This window comes from Amycolatopsis sp. cmx-11-51 (assembly GCF_047608665.1).
GTDB lineage: Bacteria > Actinomycetota > Actinomycetes > Mycobacteriales > Pseudonocardiaceae > Amycolatopsis.
The window spans coordinates 922977-940735 of sequence record NZ_JADNQO010000002.1 but is presented as its reverse complement, the minus strand read 5'-3'; the positions used below and the strand labels follow the sequence as shown (position 1 = coordinate 940735).

The following is a 17759-nucleotide window of genomic DNA, read 5'->3' as shown; positions in this document are numbered from 1 at the left end:
TGATCGGTCAAACGACGCGCCCGAACTGGTTTTGCCATCCACCCAGACTGACGCCCCGACGATCACCCGCCACGAACGCCGACCGGCGTGTCGCCAACCCGGCCAACGTTCATGGACACAGCACTAGGCTCCCACCGATTTGCTGACGCGTCCGCAATGGCCACCTTCACCCGGCTCCGGGCGCTCGCTCTGGATCGCGCCGGTGCGCCTGTCGACCAGAACTGTCACGTCATCGCGACCAGGGTCCTCCGCTTGCCCGTGAACGGCTCGCGCCCGTGGGCCATCAGCATGTTGTTGATCACCATGATGTCGCCCGGCTGCCACGGGAACGCGTAGCTGACCTTGTCGTAGGTCGCCTTGATCGTGGCCAGGTCCGCCTGTGGGATCGGCGAGCCGTCGGCGAAGTACGCGTTGCGCGGCAGGTCCTCCTCGGGGTACAGCTCCAGCAGCGCCTCACTGACCTCCTCCCCCAGGCTCGAGACGTGGAACAGGTTGGCCTGGTTGAACCACACCATCGCGCCGGTGTGCGGTTCCGCGACAAACGACGGACGCAGGTGCCGCGTGCGCAGGCCGTCGTCGGTCCATTCGTAGGTCTGCCCGTTGCTGGTGCAGTAGTCCGCCACCACCTGGCGGTCGTCGGTCTGGAACGCCTCCTGCCAGGTCAGCCCGAGGCCTTCCCGGAACGCCCGTGTGTAGGTGACGCCGCCCGCGAACCGCTCACGCAGGTCCGCCGGCAGCAGGCGGTGCACCGCGCGGCTGTCGGCGATCGGCGTCGCGCCGCCGGTTTCGGCCGCCGTGTCGCACAGGAAGAACAGGCGGGCGGGCCAGTGCGCCGAGTACGAGTTCTCGTTGTGCATCGGGATCGACTCGGCAGGCGGGTACTCCGTCGAGGTGTAGATGTTGCCCGAGACCGCCGACCGCGGCGTCGACCGTTCCGTGTACGTCAGCAGCGAGCCGCCGATCTCCTCGGTGACCTGGTTGAACACCGCCAGGTCGGCCGGCATCCCGCGCAGCAGGATCGCGCCGTGCTCGCGTAGCCGGTCCTGCAGCGCTTCGCGGTGCGCGCGCACCCAGTCCAGGCCCGTGGCCGCGTACACGGTGAGCTTCGTGTGTTCGTTGCCCTCGACGAGGCCGAGGTTCGCCGCGAGTTCGGCGGTCATGACTCCTCCAGTTCGAATCGGATCAGCTTGGCGGCCTCGGCGTGCAGCGCGGCGAGGTCTTCGGTGTCGGCGAACCCCGCGGCGAGCACGTTCACCGCGTAGATCTCCTGGTCGTCGGTGAGCAGTTGGCCGGGACGCACGATCGTGACGACCTCCAGGACCTCGGGCAGATCGGCGACCTCGTCGACGCCGTCGACGCGGACCAGCCGCCCGGCGCCCTCGGCGTAGAAGATCAGGTAGCCCACCGGCACCGGCAGGCCCGCACCTCGCGCGGGCGGTGGCGTGCCCAGTGCCAGCGACACGGCCTCGGCGATGACATCGATGCCGGTCGCGAGCTTCAGCAACACCGGCTGGGCGCCGCCGGCCGGGCGGCCCGCGTTCACCTCGACGATCGTCGGCCCCAGCTCGGCGTCGTCGATCAGCTCCACGTGCGCGCAGGTGTTGTCCAGGCCCAGCGCGAGAGCGGCAGCCGTCGCCGCCGCGAACAGCCGCTCGGTGCCCTCTTCGGACAGTTCGAGCGGCGGGCAGACCATGCCCAGCTCGAACTTGCGCTCGTCGATCAGTGGCTTCTCCACCACTGCCACCGGCTCCGCGACGCCGTCGCGCACCAGGACGTCGACCGCGTACTCCGGCCCACGCAGCAGGCTTTCCACGAGGAACACCTTCACCGGGTCGATCGGCGACGGTCCGCCACCGACGAGCCGGTGGTACCGGGCGTCCTCCGACAGCGGCAACCGCTCGGCCAGCAGCCGGTACGCGGCCGCCAGTTCGTCCACAGTGGACACCGTACGCACGAGATTGCTCGCCGCGCCGTTCACCGGCTTGACGATCGCCGGGAGCCCGACCGCCGAAGCCACCGACGCCGCCTCGGCAGCCGACGGGATCAGCGCGCAGCGCGGCCCCGGCAACCCGGCCGCGGCCAGCACCTGCCGGACCGCGAACTTGTTGTGCGTCACGGTGAACACCGACGCCGGGCAGCGCGCCACGCCGAGCAGCTCGGCCGCACGGGCGACGCTCGCGATGATCCCCTCGGCGGCGGTCATCACCCCGGCCGGACGCGCGGTCCGCGCCCGGATCGCCTCGGCAACGGCTCCGGCGTCGCGGACGTCGTCGACGAAAACGAAGCCGTCCACCAGTTCCGTCAGCTGTGCCTGCTCGGCCGGTTCCAGGGGCTGGGTGACCAGCTCGGCCCCCAATCCGGTCGCACGCACGGCGGCCACGACGTCGGCGATCCACTGTCCTGCGGTCTCCCGGACCACGAACGCGGTGTTCACACTTCCTCCAGGTCCAGCCGGACGAGCTTGCTCGCCTCCGCGTGCAGGGCGGCGAGGTCGTCGTGATCGGCGAACCCGGCCACGACGAGGTTGACCGCGTAGGTCTCCTGTTCGTCGCTGAGCACCTGCCCCGGCGAGACGGTGGTGACGACGTCGATCACCTCGGGCAGCTCGGCGATCTCGTCGAGCCCGCCGATCTTCGTCAACCGGCCCGAACCGGCCGCGTAGAGGATCAGCATGCCCAGCGGGATCGGGAGTTTCGCGGGTTCCCGCACCGGCGGCGGGGCGCCCACCGCGAGTGCCGCCAGTTCGGCGAACACGTCGATGCCGGTGCGCAGCTTCGTCAGCAGCGGCATGATCGACCCGGCAGGCCTGCCCGCGTTGACCTCGACGATCGTCGGGCCGCGGTCGACGTCGTCGATCAGCTCGACGTGGGCGCAGGTGTTGTCGAGACCCAGCGCGCGGACGGCGGCGACCGCCGCCGCGGTGACCAGCTCGGCCCGGTCTGCGGTGAGCCCGGCGGGCGGGCACGACAGCGCCAGCTCGAACTTCCGCTCGTCGATCAGCGGCTTGTCGAGGATCTCGACCGGCTCGGCCACGCGATCGCGGACCAGCACGTCCACCGCGTACTCCGGGCCGCGCAGGAACCCTTCGACGAGGAACGTCGACGAAGGGTCCAGTGTCCCCAGTGGACGGTGGTAGCGTGGATCCGCGGACTCGGGCAGTCGCACGGCCAGCAGCTCGTACGCGGCCGCCAGTTCGTCCACGGTGGACACGGTGCGGACGAGGTTGCTGCCCGCCCCGTTGACCGGCTTGACGATCGCCGGGAGCCCGACCGCCGAAGCCACCGACGCCGCCTCGGCGGCCGACGAGATCAGGGCGTGAGCGGGCCCGGGCAGCCCGGCCGCGGCGAGCGCCTCCCGGACAGCGAACTTGTTCGCGCACAAGGCGAACACCGACGCCGGGCAGCGCGCCACCCCGAGCAGCTCCGCGGCGCGGGCGGTGCTCGCGATGGCGCCGTCCGAGCCGGTGAAGATGCCGGCCAACGCGCCGCCTGCGATCTCCCGGACCTTCGCCGAAACGGCTTCCGGGTCGTGGACGTCGTCGAGCGCGACGACGTCGTCCACCACGCCGGCCAGCGCGGCCCGCTCGGCCTCGTCCATCGGCGGGGCGAGCAGCACCACGCGGTGCCCGGCCGCCCGCATCGACGGCGCGACCTCGCCGACCCAGTGCCCGCGGGCCTCCCTGACCAGCACTGCCGTACTCATGCGGCCTCCTTCCCGGCGAGCTTGCGCTCCCGTTCCTGCGCCCCTACCAGGTCGTCGGGCAACGAATCGGGCACCTCGGTGTCGAACCGGCGCAGCAGCCGCAGCGAGAACCCGCCCACGTTGATCAGCAGCAGGATCAGCGCGAAGACGACATAGGCGAGCCCGATGCCCCGGGTCTCGCCGGTGCCGAGCACGGCCCCCGCCGACCCGGCCAGTGCCCCGCCCGGCGCCAGCAGCGGCGAGAACCAGCCGACGGCCAGCGGTGCCAGCACGGCGAACCCGATCGGCAGCGTCGACCATGTGATCGTCTGGTTGATCGCGAACACCCGGCCGTGGAACCGTTGCGGCACCTTGACCTGCACCAGCGTCGCGTAGATTCCCTGCGAAACGGACATCGCGGCGGCAAGGACGAACACCCCGGCCGCGACGACGACCAGCGACGGACGCAGGCCCATCACCAGGCTGCCGAGCGCGATCCCGATGTTGCCGACGAGCACGCCGACCATCCGCCGGTGCCGCGGGCCACCCCACAGCGCCATCCCGATCCCGCCGGCCACCGCGCCGACGGCCTCGGCCAGCGCCACCTGCGCGACGTCGGTGACCGAGCCGAACGACAGCACGAGCGGCGAGACCAGGAGCAGCGCGGGGGCGAGGAAGACGTTCGCCAGCGCGAAGTACAGCAGCATCGTGCGGAAGCCGCGGTGGTTCCACGAGTACCGCAGCCCGCCCGCGATCGCCGTCAGCAGCGGTTCGCGCGGGCGCCAGCCCAGCAGATCCGGGAACCGCACCAACAGCAGGCCCACGATCGCGAACGCGTAGCTCACCATGTCCAGGATCAGGATGCCGGACAGCTGGATCGTCGCCAGCAGCCCGGCCGCGAGCACCGGCATCAGCAGCTGGGCGAAACCGGTGGACAGCTGCGCGAGGCCCATCGCGTGACCGAGATACTGCTTCGGCACCAGCTGCGCCACCGACGACTGATAGGCGATGCGCTGGAATGACGCGGCCACCGATCCGAGCGGGATGAGCACGTAGAACAGCCACAGCTGGACGTGCCCGGTGATCAGCAGCAACGCCAGTACCAGCTGGATCCCGCCGGCGGTGCCGCTGGCCGCGATCATGATCCGCCGCCGGTCGCCGCGGTCGACCAGCGCGCCTGCCACCGGCAGGACGAGCACGCCGAACATCAGCGCTAGCGCCCACAGCAGGCCGAGGTCGGCGACCGAGCCCGTGCGGGTGTAGAGCCAGATCGGCACCGCGAACGACGTCAGCGCCGAACCGGTCGAGGACACCAGCTGCCCGACCGTGATCGTGACGAACCGGGCCATACTCGGCCGCACCGTGGATTTCTCGTCCACGTCCGCCCGATGGGTCTCGTGCACCGCCCAGGCCGCGTCGTCGCCGCGGGCCCGGACGTCGAGCTCGCCGGGATCGTCCAGTGCCGGGTGCACGCGCGTGACGATCTCCGCGAGTTCTTCGGCCCGGTAGCGCAGGAAGAAGTGCCCGGCCCGGTCGAGTACCACGAGCGCGGTGGTGTCGGTGAGGAACTCCCATTCCCGGTACCGCTCGGCGTAGTAGTCGGTGACCGGGTCCTCGGAGCCGACCACCGACACGATCGGCGCGCGCAGCTTGGCCACGCGGGCGTCGAGCAGGCCGCTGAAGTACTCCTCGGCGGCGCGGCTGTCGGCGCGCATGTTCGTGATGATCCGATCGGCCTGCGCCGGGTCGAGGTCGTCGGTGTCGACGCCCATGCCCTTGAGCCAGTTCGAGTAGTACCGGTTGCTGCGCAGCTTCTCCAGCCGGGTGCGCAGCGTGCCCACCGCGCCCTTCATGCGGGCGAACGGGAAGATCGCGCCGATGTAGACGACCTCCAGCTCGCGGCCGCGCTCTTCGAGCAGCCGGGCGACGCCGACGGCGAGTGCGTTGCCGACACCGCAGTGGCCGTAGATGGCCAGCGGGCCGTCGACGCGGTCGAGGATCTCGTCGGCCAGCCGCTCGACCAGGTCGTCGAAGGGCAGGGCCTCTTCGGACAGTCCGACGTCGTGGCCGGGGATGGCGACCGAGTAGAGCGAGTGGCCCTCCGGGAGCGCGTCGGCCAGCGGCTGGTAGACGATCGCGCTGCCACCGCCGTAGGGAAAGCAGACGTAGGTCAGCGTCCGCTGTGTCGTCGGCTTGGTCAGCTCGTACAGCAGGTGGCGCGGCCGGTCGGTGGTGTCACCGTCCATGAAGGACGCCAGCTCGCGGATCGTGCGGTGCTGGAACAGGTCCATGACGCCGACCTGGCCGGTGCCCGCCTTGGCGATCCGCGCCACCACCTGGGTGGCCAGCATCGAGTGGCCACCCAGGTCGAAGAAGTCGTCGTCGACGCCCAGTTCGTCCACTTTGAGCACGTCCCGCCAGATCCCGGCCAGCAGGATCTCGGCCGGGTTCGACGGCTCGACCAGCTCCTTGGTCGTGTCACGGGACGCGACCGGAGCGGGCAGCGCCTTGCGGTCGAGCTTGCCGTTCGGGGTGAGCGGCAGCTCGTCGAGCGGGACGAACGACGGTGGCACCATGTAGTCCGGGAGGCTCTGCTTAAGCACCGTCCGCAGCGCGCCGGGGTCGGCGTCGCCGACGACGTACCCGACCAGCCGCTTGTCCCCCGGCGTGTCCTCGCGGACGATCACGGCGGCGTCGCGCACCCCCGGCTGGGCGCGCAAGGTCGTCTCGATCTCCCCCAGCTCGATGCGCAGGCCGCGCAGCTTGACCTGGTCGTCGATCCGGCCGAGGAACGTGATCGTCCCGTCCGGGCGCCAGTGCGCGAGGTCGCCGGTGCGGTACATCCGGCCATCGCGGAACGGGTCGGGCACGAACCGCTCGGCCGTCAGCTCCGGGCGGTCGTGGTAGCCCATGGCGAGGCCGACGCCGGCGATGTGCAGTTCGCCGGGCACGCCGACCGGGCATGGCCGCCCGGCACGGTCGAGGACGTAGATCCGGATGTTCTGGATCGGCGCCCCGATCGGCACCGACGCGACCTCGGCGAGCGCGGCGGGCGTGCAGTGCCAGGCGGTGACGTCGATGGCGGCTTCGGTCGGGCCGTAGAGGTTGTGCAGCTCGCAGTGCGGCAGTCGCCGGGTGAACTCGCGGGCGGCGTCGAGCGGCAGCTCCTCACCGCTGCACACGACCCGCCGCAGCGCCGTGCAGGTCTCGACGCCTTGTTCGGCCAGGAACAGCGTGAGCATCGACGGCACGAAGTGCGCGGTGGTGATGCCTTCGGACGCGAGCAGCTCACGCAGATACGCGGCGTCCTTGTGGCCGCCGGGTTCGGCGAGCACGAGCCGCGCGCCGGTGCTCAGCGGCCAGAAGAACTCCCAGACCGACACGTCGAAACCGGCCGGGGTCTTCTGCAGCACCGAATCGGTGCCGTCGAGACGGTACGCGCGCTGCATCCAGTCGAGCCGGTTGACGATGCCGCGGTGACCGTTGGGCACGCCTTTCGGCCTGCCGGTCGAGCCCGAGGTGTAGATGACGTAAGCCGGGTCGTCCGGTCCGGCGAGCGGCTCGGGCGGGGTTCCCGGCTGCCCGGCCGTCTCGGCAGGGTCGTCCAGGACGACGACGGTCGCGTCACCCGGCGGCAGCGTTTCACGCGACGCCGCCTGCGTCACCACGACGGGCGCGGCCGCGTCCCGCAGCATGAACGCCAGCCGGTCGGCCGGGTACTCCGGGTCGAGCGGGACGTACGCGCCACCGGCTTTCAGCACGCCGAGGAGCGCGACGACCAGCTCGAACGACCGCTGCGCGAACACCCCGGTGAGCACGCCCGGCCCGACGCCGAGGCCACGCAGCCGGTGCGCGAGCCGGTTGGCCCGCTCATCCAGCTCGCGGTAGGTCAGCGAAGCGCCGCGGAAGGTCACCGCGGGCGCGTCCGGCGTCCGGGCGGCCTGCTCCGCGACGAGCGCGTGCAGCGTGGTCTGCGGGAACTCGGCCGTCGTGGCGTTCCAGCGCTCCAGGACGAGTTCGCGCTGCCCGGCGTCGAGGATGTCCAGTTCGGACAGCCGCCGGTCCGGGTCGGCGACGATCGAGCGCAGCAGCGTGACCAGCCGCCCGGCCATCCCGGCGACCGTGTCCGCGGTGAACAACGCGGTGTTGTGCACGAACTTGCCGATCAGCCCGCGTTCGACCTCGATCGCGTGGAACTCGAAGTCGAACCGGGTCGCGGGCAGATCCATCGGCAGCCAGCGGAAGTCCACATCGGACTCCCCGGCCGCGCCCATCCGGCCCATCTCGTAGTTCTGCAGCACGAACATGGCCTGGAACACCGGCGAGCGGCTGACGTCACGGGGCACGCCGAGCGCGTTCACCAGCCGCTCGAACGGAACGTCGGCGTGGTCGAACGCGTCCAGCACGTGCCGCCGGGTGCGTTCGAGCAGTTCGGCGAACGTCGGGTCGCCCGCCAGCTGGGCACGCAGGGGCAGCATGTTGATGAACATGCCTGCCACGCCTTCCAGCTCGGGCAGGCCGCGCCCGGCCGACGACGAGCCGATCGCGAAGTCCTCCTGGCCCGAGTACCGCGCCAGCAGCACCTGGTAGGCGGCCAGCAGGGTCATGAAAAGCGTGACGCCGTGCCCGCGGCTCAGCTCGCCGAGGGACCGGGTGAGGTCGCGCTCGACGAAGAATTCGTGGATCGCGCCGTCGAAGCTCTGTTTGGCGGGCCGGGGCCGGTCGGTGGGCAGTTCCAGTGGCTCGACCCCGGTGAGCTGCGCCCGCCAGTGCTCCAGCTGCCGGTCGAGTTCGCCACCGGTGAGTGTGCGGCGCTGCCAGTGCGCGAAGTCGCCGTACCCGATGCTCAGCGTGGGCAGCTCGGCCGTGCCGCCGGTGCTCAGGGCGTGGTACCGCGCGGCGAGGTCACGCAGCAGCAGGTCGACCGACCAGCCGTCGCCCACGATGTGGTGCGTGCACAGGACAAGCAGGTGCTCCTCGTCGGACACCCTGGCCAGGGTCGCCCGCAGCAGTGGGCCCGTGGCCAGGTCGAACGTCTCGGCCGCGGCGGCGTCGACGGCGACACGGGCAGCTTCCTCGCTTCCGGCCTCCACAATGGACAATCCGACCGTGACCGATGGTTCGATGTGGACGGTCGGCTGCCCGTCGTCCCCTGCCGGGAACCGCATCCGCAGCGCCTCGTGCCGCTCCGGCAAACTGTCCAAAGCGGACTGGAGCGCGGCGACGTCGAGCCTGCCGGTCAACCGGATCGGCACCGGGATGTGGTAGGACCCGGTGCCCGGCGCGAACTGCTCCATGAACCAGACGCGTTCCTGCTGGTAGGACAGCGGGACGAGGGCGTCGCCGGGGCGCGGCGTGATGGTCGCGGCCTGCTCCGTGCGCCGCCGCAGCCGCCGTTCGAGCAGGGCGCGGCGCGCGGCCGCTCCGCTGGTTTCGTCGATCGTGGTCACGAGTGCTCCCCTTCGGCCAGCTGGCGCTGGACCTCTTCGTCGCTGAGCTGGTCGAGGTCCTCGCCGAGCCGCCGCTCGATCTCGGCGGCGAGCCCGGCGACGGTGGTGAGAGAGAACAGCCCCCGCACCGGGATGTCGACTTCGACCTGCTTGCGGATCCGGGCCATCGCGCGGATCGCCAGCAGCGAGTTGCCGCCACGGGCGAAGAAGTCGTCGTGCGCGCCGAGGTCGCCGACGCCGAGCAGGTCGCCGAGCACCTCGGCGACGAGTTCTTCGGCCGCGGTCCGGGGTGCGACGTACGCCGGTGCCTCGCCGGGTTCGGGATCCGGCAGCGCGGCCCGGTCGAGCTTGCCGCTGGCCGCCATCGGCAGCGCGTCGAGCGTCACGAACCGGGTCGGCACCAGGTATTCCGGCAACGTCTTCCGCAGGGCCTCGGCCGCCCCCTCGGTGCTGCCGACGACATAGCCGACGAGCGTGTCGCCGCGCACCGCCACGGCCGCGTCCCGCACCTCCGGCAGCTCGCGCAGCGCCCCTTCGACCTCGCCGGGCTCGATGCGGTAGCCGCGCAGCTTCACCTGCTCGTCAGTGCGGCCGAGGTAGTCGAGCGTGCCGTCGCGGCGCCAGCGGGCGAGGTCGCCGGTCGCGTACATCCGGCCGGACGGACCCTCGGTGAATTTGCCGGCGGTCAGGTCCGGCAGCCCGAGATAGCCGCGGGCGAGCTGCGACCCGCCGACGTACAGCTCGCCCGGGACGCCCGGCGGCACCGGCCGCCGCCGCTCGTCGAGGACGTACACGCGGGTGCCGGGCACCGGACGGCCGATCGGGACGGGTCCGGACGGCAGCTCGTCCCCGGGTTCGATCCGGTGCACGACGCAGCCGACCGTGGCCTCGGTCGGGCCGTACTCGTTGACGACGAGCGTGCCGGGGTGCCGTTCCCGCCACGGCTGAACGGTCTCGGCGGTAAGGGCTTCGCCGCCGAGCACCAGCTCACCCGTCGGGAACAGCTCCTCGGCGAGGACGGCGAGGTGCGTCGGGGTCACCTTGACGAACGTCGGGTGGCCGCCGTCGACCACCGCGCCCCCGGCGGTGAGGCTGCCGAGCAGCGTCGTCACGGTGAGGTCGAACGACGGCGACGTGTGCAGCAACGCCCGTCCGGCCAGGCCGGGGTACGCCTCACGCGCCCAGGCCAGGTACGTGTCGACGGCCCGGTGCTCGACCTCGACACCTTTGGGCCTCCCGGTCGAGCCCGACGTGTAGATCACATAGGCGACGTCGCCCGGCCCTGCCGCCGGTTCGGGGTCTTCGGTGGCCGCGGCGGACCACTCGCCCGTGTCGTCAAGGGCCAGCGTCCTGGTGTCCAGTGTGGACTCCCCGGTGACCAGTACGAACGGGACACCCGCGTCCGCGAGGATCAGCGCTTGCCGCGGGGCCGGGTTGGCCGGGTCGAGCGGGACGTAGGCCGCGCCGCTCTTCAGCACCCCGAGCACGCCGGTCAGCAGGTCCGCCGAGTTCGGCACACACACGCCGACGACGGTGCCGGGACCGGCGCCCAGCTCGCGCAGCCGGTGTGCGACGCGGTTGGCTCGCGCGTTCAACTCCGCGTACGTCAGGCGAACCCCGCCGAAGTCGACGGCCGGCGCGTCCGGGGTCCGCCGCACCTGGGCCTCGAACCGGGCGGGCACGGTCATCGCGTCCGAACTGGACACTGTGGACACTGTGTTCCACCCGGTCAGGACCAGCTCTCGCTCGGCGTCCGACAGCAGCGGCAGGTCCGCGATCGACTGAGCCGGGTCGGCCAGCGCCGCGGCGAGCAGCCGCAGGTACCGCTCGGCCACGGCTTCGGCGGTCTCGCGGTCGAACAGGTCGGTGCGGTAGACGAGCCTGCCGTCCACGGCGGTCAGGTCGATCGCGATGTCGTCTTTCGCGGTGGCGGAGCGGATCGGTTCCAGCCCCGAGTCGGGCAGGAAGTTGAACCCGAGCTGATACAGCGTCTGCACGCCGGGGTCGCGCTCGGCCCCGGCCATCTCGGCGACCGCCTGGAACGGCACCTGGCTGTGGTCGATCGCCTCCAGCAGCGTGGTCCGGACCCGGCCGACCAGCTGGGTGAACGCGGGTGCGCCCGAACAGTCGACGCGCACGGCCGTCTGATTGACGAACATGCCGATCAGGTCGGCCAGCTCGGGCAGGTCGCGGCCGGCGACCGGGACGCCGACGACGATGTCGTCCACTCGGGACAGTCGCGACAGCAGTGCCGCGTAACCGGCCAGCAGCACCATGAACGGCGACGCCGACAGCTCCCGGCCCAACTCGCCGACCCGGTCGATCAGCCCGTCCGGGAGGGCGAAGTCCACCTGGTCACCGGCGAACGTCAGCTCCGTCGGCCGCGGCCGGTCAGTGGGCAGGCCGTGCACCGGCGGCAACCCGGCGAGCTGTGTCCGCCAGTAGTCCAGCTGTTCGCGCGACGTTTCGAGCTGCCCGCGCTGCCAGGCCGAGTAGTCCGGGTACTGGATGGCCAGCTCGGGCAGCTTCGGCTCGCGGCCCTCGAACACGGCGTCGCACGCTTCGCCCAGCTCGGCCCCCAGCACCAGCACCGAGCCGGCGTCGAACACGGTGTGGTGCACGACGAACGTGAGCACCCACTCGTCGTCGGCCATGCGGCACACCTGGGCCCGCCACGGCGGCGGCGAGTCGAGCGGGATGGCCTCGCGCGAAACAGCACCGACGAGTTCGGCGAGCCGGTCACCACGGGCGTCGGCGGGCAGGTCCCGCAGGTCGTGCACCTCGGGCTCGATCGGCACCTCGGCGTGCACCACTTGCACGAGCGCGCCGCCGTCCATGCGGAACGACGTGCGCAGCGCCTCGTGCCGCCCGACGATGACGCCGAGCGCGGTGCGCCACTGCGCCCCGGTCAGCGGGCGGTCCAGCCGGGCCTGGCAGTGCAGGTTGTACACCGGGGACGCCGGGTCGAGCTGGCCGGACAGCCAGATCCGCTCCTGCCCGAACGAGGCCGGGAACGTCCATTCCTTCGTGTCGCTCATGTTTCGTGTTCTCCGTGTCTGTTGGCGAATTCAAGACCCGACGGGGTCTCGGCTGCCGGCCTGGCTGGTGTGCGGAGTGGCAGATGGTGTCGTCGTGGCGGTTGGCGTGGGTGAGGGGTGGCCGCGAGTGGCGAGCATGTCGCGAAAGCCACTTTCGGGACGTCAGGTGTCGCGAAAGTGGCTTTCGCGACATGCCGAACCGGGTCTTGGCTCACCCGGCCCGAATCCGCCAACGGTCTCAGCGCTCGAGCTTCGGGATGGTGGTCCGGGCCGGTTCGGCGGGCGCCTCGGCCTTGCCGGCGCGCAGCTCCTCGATCCGCTCGACCAGAGTGGCCACTGTGGACGCTTCGAACAGCGTCTTCATCGCCAGCCGCGTGCCGGTGGCCTTGCGCACCTGTGCGATGAGCTGGATGGCGACCAGCGAGTTGCCGCCGAGTGCGAAGAAGTCGTCGTGCACGCCGATCCTCTCCACGCCGAGTAGCTCGGTCCACTGGCGGGCGATCTCGGCCTCCAGGTCGGTGCGCGGGGCGACGTAGTCGTCCTTCGACACCTTCACCTGCGCTTCGCCGGGTTCGTCCAGCTCCTCGGCGCTGACCCGGCGCTCGATCAGCTCCCGCACCGGGAGCGTGCTGATCACCACCTGCCCGCCGAGGCCGGGGGCCAGCGCTCGGACGAACGCCTCGGCCCCGTCCACCGGGCGGATCCCGGTCGACGTCTTCACGTTGTCCACTGTGGACATTGCGGACACTGTGGACGCCGGAGCCAGGCCGCCGCCGACGGCGTCCTGATCGACCTGGCGCAGCACGAAGTCCTCGATCGTGACGAACACGCGGCCGGTCTCGTCACACAACGAAAGGTCGGCCGCCACCACCTGGTCGCCGCCGGAGTCGCGGTAGCGCAGGTGGCTGCGGAAACTCGCCGGGAGCGCGTCGTGCACGACGACCCGGCCGTAGCTCATCGGCAGATAGGTGCCGCTCCCCCGGCCGCGGCCGAACGCGGTCGCGACGTCCAGCAGTGCCGGGTGCAGTCCCCAAGCGCCGGCGTCACCCGCCGCCGCCTCGGGAGCCATGATCGTGGCCAGCTCCTCCTGTGCGCCGATGCGGTGTTCGCGCAGCGCCGCCCAACGCGGGCCGAAGGTGACCATGCTGGTGCGGCCGGTGCCGAAGCCGTGCCCGTCGTCGATCGGCTCGGTCCGCCCGGTCACCGCCTCGATGTCCACAGTGGACGCCGACCCGGCCGCGACCCACCCGGCCGATCCGCGCACGTGGGTCCGGCTCGCGCCGGCGATATGGCTGGTCACGGTGAAGTCGTCGCCGTCGAACTCCACGCGGTACTCCGCGGTGGCGCCGTCCGGGACGCCGAACGGCTCCAGGAACGCGACGTCCCGCAGCTCGACGACGTGCCCGTCACCGGGCTTCGGCAGCGCCGCGGCCACCGCCGCGCGGACGGTCTCCAGGTGTCCCGTTCCCGGCACCACCGGCACCCCGGCGATCCGGTGCTCGTCGAGCAGCCAGTGGGTGGGCGCCGAGACGAGCCCGTGCGCGCCGTCCTCGGTACGCGTGGTGAGCACGGGGTGCTCGACCGGGCCGAGCGCCCGCGACCGGGCGGTACGGATCGTGGTCGGCGCGGCCACCTCCGCGGCCATGCCGACCTCGTCCCAGCCACCCCAGGCATGCGAGACCAGCCGCGCCCGCCAGCCGTGGCGGCCCCGCGCGTAGGCGTCGAGGAAGTTGTTGGCGGCGCAGTAGTCGACCTGCCCGATGCCGCCGATCACCGCGGTGATCGACGAGCACAGCGCGACGAAGTCCATCGGCAGGTCGGCGAACGCCTCGGCCAAAGCCAGCGTCCCGGCGATCTTCGGGGCCAGCACCGCTTCGGCCGCGGCCCGCTCCTTCACCTCGGCGACGCCGCCGCCGGGCATCCCGGCGGCGTGCACGATCCCGTCGAGGCCGCCGAACTCGCGCTCGGCCAGCTCACGGACCTCGCGCAGCCGTGCCGCGTCGGTGACGTCGGCGGCGACGACGTGCACCACCGCGCCCGCGGCCTCCATCCGCCGCACGGCGAGCATCGCGCGCCCGGCCCGGTCGGTGCCGCCGTGCGCGGCGAGGTGCGCGTCCCACTCCGCCCGCGGCGGCAAGCCGACGCGGGCGAGCAGCACGAGCTTCGCCCGCACCCGGCGGGCGAGGTCCTCGGCGAGCGTGATGCCGATGCCGCCGGTCCCGCCCGTGATCAGGTACCGGCCACCGGCCCGCAGCGCCGGCTCGGCGGCCGAGGGCAGTTCGATCTGGGTGTGGTCCAGCACCCAGCGACGGCCGGCGCGCAGCGCGACCTCGGCCGCCGCGTCAGCCGGGCGGAACAGCTCGGCGACGGCGTCCTCGAGGCGAGCCGCGTCAGCGTCGATAACGTCGATCCGGCGCACCACCGTGCCCGCGATCTCCAGCGGCACCACCCTGGCGATGCCGGAGATGGTCGCGTGCTCGGGGCGGGTCAGGTCGGTGCCGGTGACGTCGGCGGTGCCGGTGCTCACCACGTCGATCCGCACCGGCTCGCCCCAGGCCTGGACGAGGTTGAGCAGGCTGAAGAACCCGCGGTCCTGTGCGGCCATGCCGCGCTCGTCCCCGGCCAGCGTCCAGGCGTGCACGACCCGCTCGGGCCGGGCGGGCAGCGCGGCCACGAGCGCGTCGTAGTCCTCGCGCACCCCGGGCCGGACGGTGAATCCGGTCGCCGTCGCGGCGAACCCGTCGCCGGGACGCACCTCGGTGACCGCCACACCCGCGTCGCGCAGCAGGCCGGACAGGACGTCGTCGGCGGCGAAGACGAGCGCGTTCGCGATGGCTTCGCGTCTCAAGTCCGGTTCCGCCTGCCGCCACGCCGGGACCGCGAACCACTCGGACAGGGGCAGCGGACCGCTCGGCCGCGTGGGCCGGGCGGCCGTGACCGGGTCCGGATCGACCCAGTACCGCGTGCGCGCGTACGGATAGCCGGGCAGCGGGGCCCGGTGGCCGGGCGCGCCGAACGTCCGCGGCTCCAGCGAAACCCCGTTCGTCCACAAGAGACCGGCGGCGCCATACAGTGTTTCGACGTCGCCGATGCGCTCGGTACGGCCCGGCAGGCTCGGCTGCGGCGCGGGCATGCCCTTCGGGACCTGACCGCGGGCCAGCCCGGCCAGCTGATGACCCGGGCCGCATTCGACGAGCGCCCAGCGGCCGCCGCGGGCGAACAGATTTTTGACACAGTCACCGAACCGGACGGCCTGACGCAGGTGGGAGGCCCAGTAGGCGGGATCGGTGGCCTGGGCGTCGGCGATCCAATCGCCGGTGACGTTCGACAGGAACGGCAGCGCGGGCGCGGTGCGGACGACCGCGGTGACGGCCGCGGTGAACTCGGCGAGTACCGGGTCCATCATCGGCGAGTGGAACGCGTGCGAGGTCACCAGCTCGCGGCACTGCACGCCGCTGGCCTTGAGCGTCGCCGCGAAGTCCGCGACCGCGTCCGGCGGCCCGGCCACGACGCACGTGCCGGGTCCGTTGACTCCAGAGACCGCGAGAGTGCCCGGCAGCCGCGTGGTGACGCTCTCCTCGTCGAGCTGGACGGCGAGCATCGCCCCGGCGGGCATCGACTGCATCAGGCGGCCGCGCGTGGCGACCAGGTTCAGCGCGTCCGGCAGGGTGAAGACCCCGGCGACGGTGGCGGCGACGTACTCGCCGACCGAGTGGCCGATCATCGCCGCCGGCCGCACGCCCCAGCTCTGCCACAGCTTCGCCAGCGCGTACTCGACGACGAACAGCGCGGGCTGGGTCACGCGGGTTTCCCGCAGCGCCTGCTCGTCTCCGGGCCGGAAGATCAGGTCGCGCAACTCCGGCAGCTCGGGTTCGAGCAGCCGCAGGCACTCGTCGACGGCCGCGGCGAACACCGGCTCGGCCTCGTACAGCTCGGCGCCCATCCCGGCGTATTGCGAACCCTGGCCGGGGAAGAGGAACGCCACGTTCACCTCCCCGGCCTGCGCGGACACGAGGCGCCTGGAGTCCCGCAGCCCGTCGACAGCGTCCTCGGAGTCACGGGCGACGACGACCGCGCGGTGCGGGTACTCGGTGCGCCCGGCGGCCAGGGTGTGGGCGACGTCGGCGAGGTCGAGGTCGACGTCCCCGGCCAGCCGCTCGGCCAGCAGGTCGACCGTGGCCGAGAGCGCTGCCGCGGTGTTGGCCGACACCCGCAGCAGGTGCGCCGGGTGCGGCGCCCGGCACCGCTCGAGGACCGGCGCCTCCTCCAGCACGACGTGCGCGTTGGTGCCGCCGACGCCGAACGAACTGACGCCCGCCCGCCGCGGCACCGGGCCCGCCTCCCACTTCGTCACTCCGCGCGCCGGGTAGAACGGGCTCGCCGGGAAGTCGATACCCGGGTTGGGTTCGTGGTAGTTGATGGTCGGCGGGATCAGCCCGTGCTCCATGACGAGCACGGCCTTGATCAGCGAGACCACACCTGCCGCCTGCGACAGGTGGCCGATGTTGGACTTCACCGAGCCGATCGCGCACCAGCCGGTGTCCGCGACCCCGTTCCCGTACACAGTGGACAGTGCGGTGATCTCCATCGGGTCGCCCAGCGCGGTGCCGGTGCCGTGCGCCTCGACGTAGCCGATGGTGCGTGGGTCGACACCGGCCATGCCGACGGCCTGCGCGACAGCCTCCGTCTGCCCGGACACGCTGGGCGCGGAGAAGCCGACCTTGGTGGCGCCGTCGTTGTTGATCGCGTTGCCCAGCACGACGCCCCGGATGTGGTCGCCGTCCTCGATCGCCTGCGACAGCCGCTTCACCAGCACGACCCCGGCGCCGCTGCTCCAGACCGTGCCGTTGGCTCCGGCGTCGAACGCGCGCACGTGGCCGTCCGGCGAGGTGAAGCCGTCGACGCCCAGGTAACCGATGCCGTGCGGCATCTCCACATTGACCCCGCCGGCCAGCGCCATGTCGCACTCGCCGTTGCGCAGCGCCTCGCAGGCCAGGTGCACCGCGACCAGGGACGTCGAGCAGGCGGTGAACACCGCGAGGCTCGGGCCGCGCAGGTCGAGCTTGTACGACACCGAGGTCGTCAGGTAGCTCGGCTGGTTGCCGGTCGACATGCCGATGCCGCCGTGCTGCGAGGCGAGGATCCGCTCGTTGCGCAGCAGGTTCTCCGTCAGGTAGCCGGTGCCCCCGGACCCGCCGTAGACGCCGATCGCGCCGGTGAAGCGGGCCGGGTCGTAGCCGGCGTCGGTCAGCGCGGCATGGCACGACTGGAGGAACAGGCGATGTTGCGGGTCGGTGATTTCGGCCTCGCGGCTGGTCATGCCGAACAGCTCGGCGTCGAACTCGTCGAAGCCGTCGACCACGGTGGTGGCGTTCACCCAGCTCGGATCGTCCACAGTGGCCGGTTCGGCGCCGCGGGCGATCATCTCCTCGCGGGTGGCGGGCACGATCGACTCGACGCCGTCGACGAGGTTGCGCCAGAACTGCCGCGCGTCACGCGCGCCGGGCACGCGCACGTCCAGTCCGACGATCGCGATCGGTTCGGCTCCGGGATCGCCGGTGCCGGTTTCGGGGAGGTGGGTCAAGGTGGT

At 72.0% G+C, this 17759-nt stretch carries 6 protein-coding genes; all 6 read right to left on the bottom strand.

From position 1 onward, the window contains the following. Positions 1-224: 224 nt before the first annotated feature. The 6 genes from ACM6LU_RS13325 to ACM6LU_RS13300 all read right to left on the bottom strand — a co-directional run bounded on the left by ACM6LU_RS13325 (position 225) and on the right by ACM6LU_RS13300 (position 17753). Positions 225-1160, bottom strand: a complete 936-nt coding sequence (locus ACM6LU_RS13325; RefSeq protein WP_414937930.1) for a TauD/TfdA family dioxygenase — start codon at positions 1158-1160, stop codon at positions 225-227. Continuing rightward, a complete protein-coding gene (locus tag ACM6LU_RS13320) occupies positions 1157-2434 on the bottom strand; it encodes an ATP-grasp domain-containing protein (RefSeq protein ID WP_414937929.1) in 1278 nt (425 codons plus the stop codon). The genes ACM6LU_RS13325 and ACM6LU_RS13320 overlap by 4 nt, the downstream gene beginning before the upstream one ends. Beyond that, the gene (locus ACM6LU_RS13315; protein WP_414937928.1) at positions 2431-3702 is read right to left on the bottom strand and encodes an ATP-grasp domain-containing protein; all 1272 of its coding nucleotides are present in this window, start codon (positions 3700-3702) and stop codon (positions 2431-2433) included. Before ACM6LU_RS13315 ends, ACM6LU_RS13320 begins: the two co-directional genes overlap by 4 nt. Next, positions 3699-9131, bottom strand: coding sequence for an amino acid adenylation domain-containing protein (locus ACM6LU_RS13310; RefSeq protein WP_414937927.1), 5433 nt, complete (start codon positions 9129-9131; stop codon positions 3699-3701). Before ACM6LU_RS13310 ends, ACM6LU_RS13315 begins: the two co-directional genes overlap by 4 nt. After that, positions 9128-12169, bottom strand: a complete 3042-nt coding sequence (locus tag ACM6LU_RS13305) for a non-ribosomal peptide synthetase (RefSeq protein WP_414937926.1) — start codon at positions 12167-12169, stop codon at positions 9128-9130. Before ACM6LU_RS13305 ends, ACM6LU_RS13310 begins: the two co-directional genes overlap by 4 nt. Positions 12170-12407: 238 nt before the next feature. Further along, entirely contained in the window at positions 12408-17753 is a 5346-nt protein-coding gene (locus tag ACM6LU_RS13300) for an SDR family NAD(P)-dependent oxidoreductase (RefSeq protein WP_414937925.1), read from the bottom strand. Positions 17754-17759 lie beyond the last annotated feature (6 nt).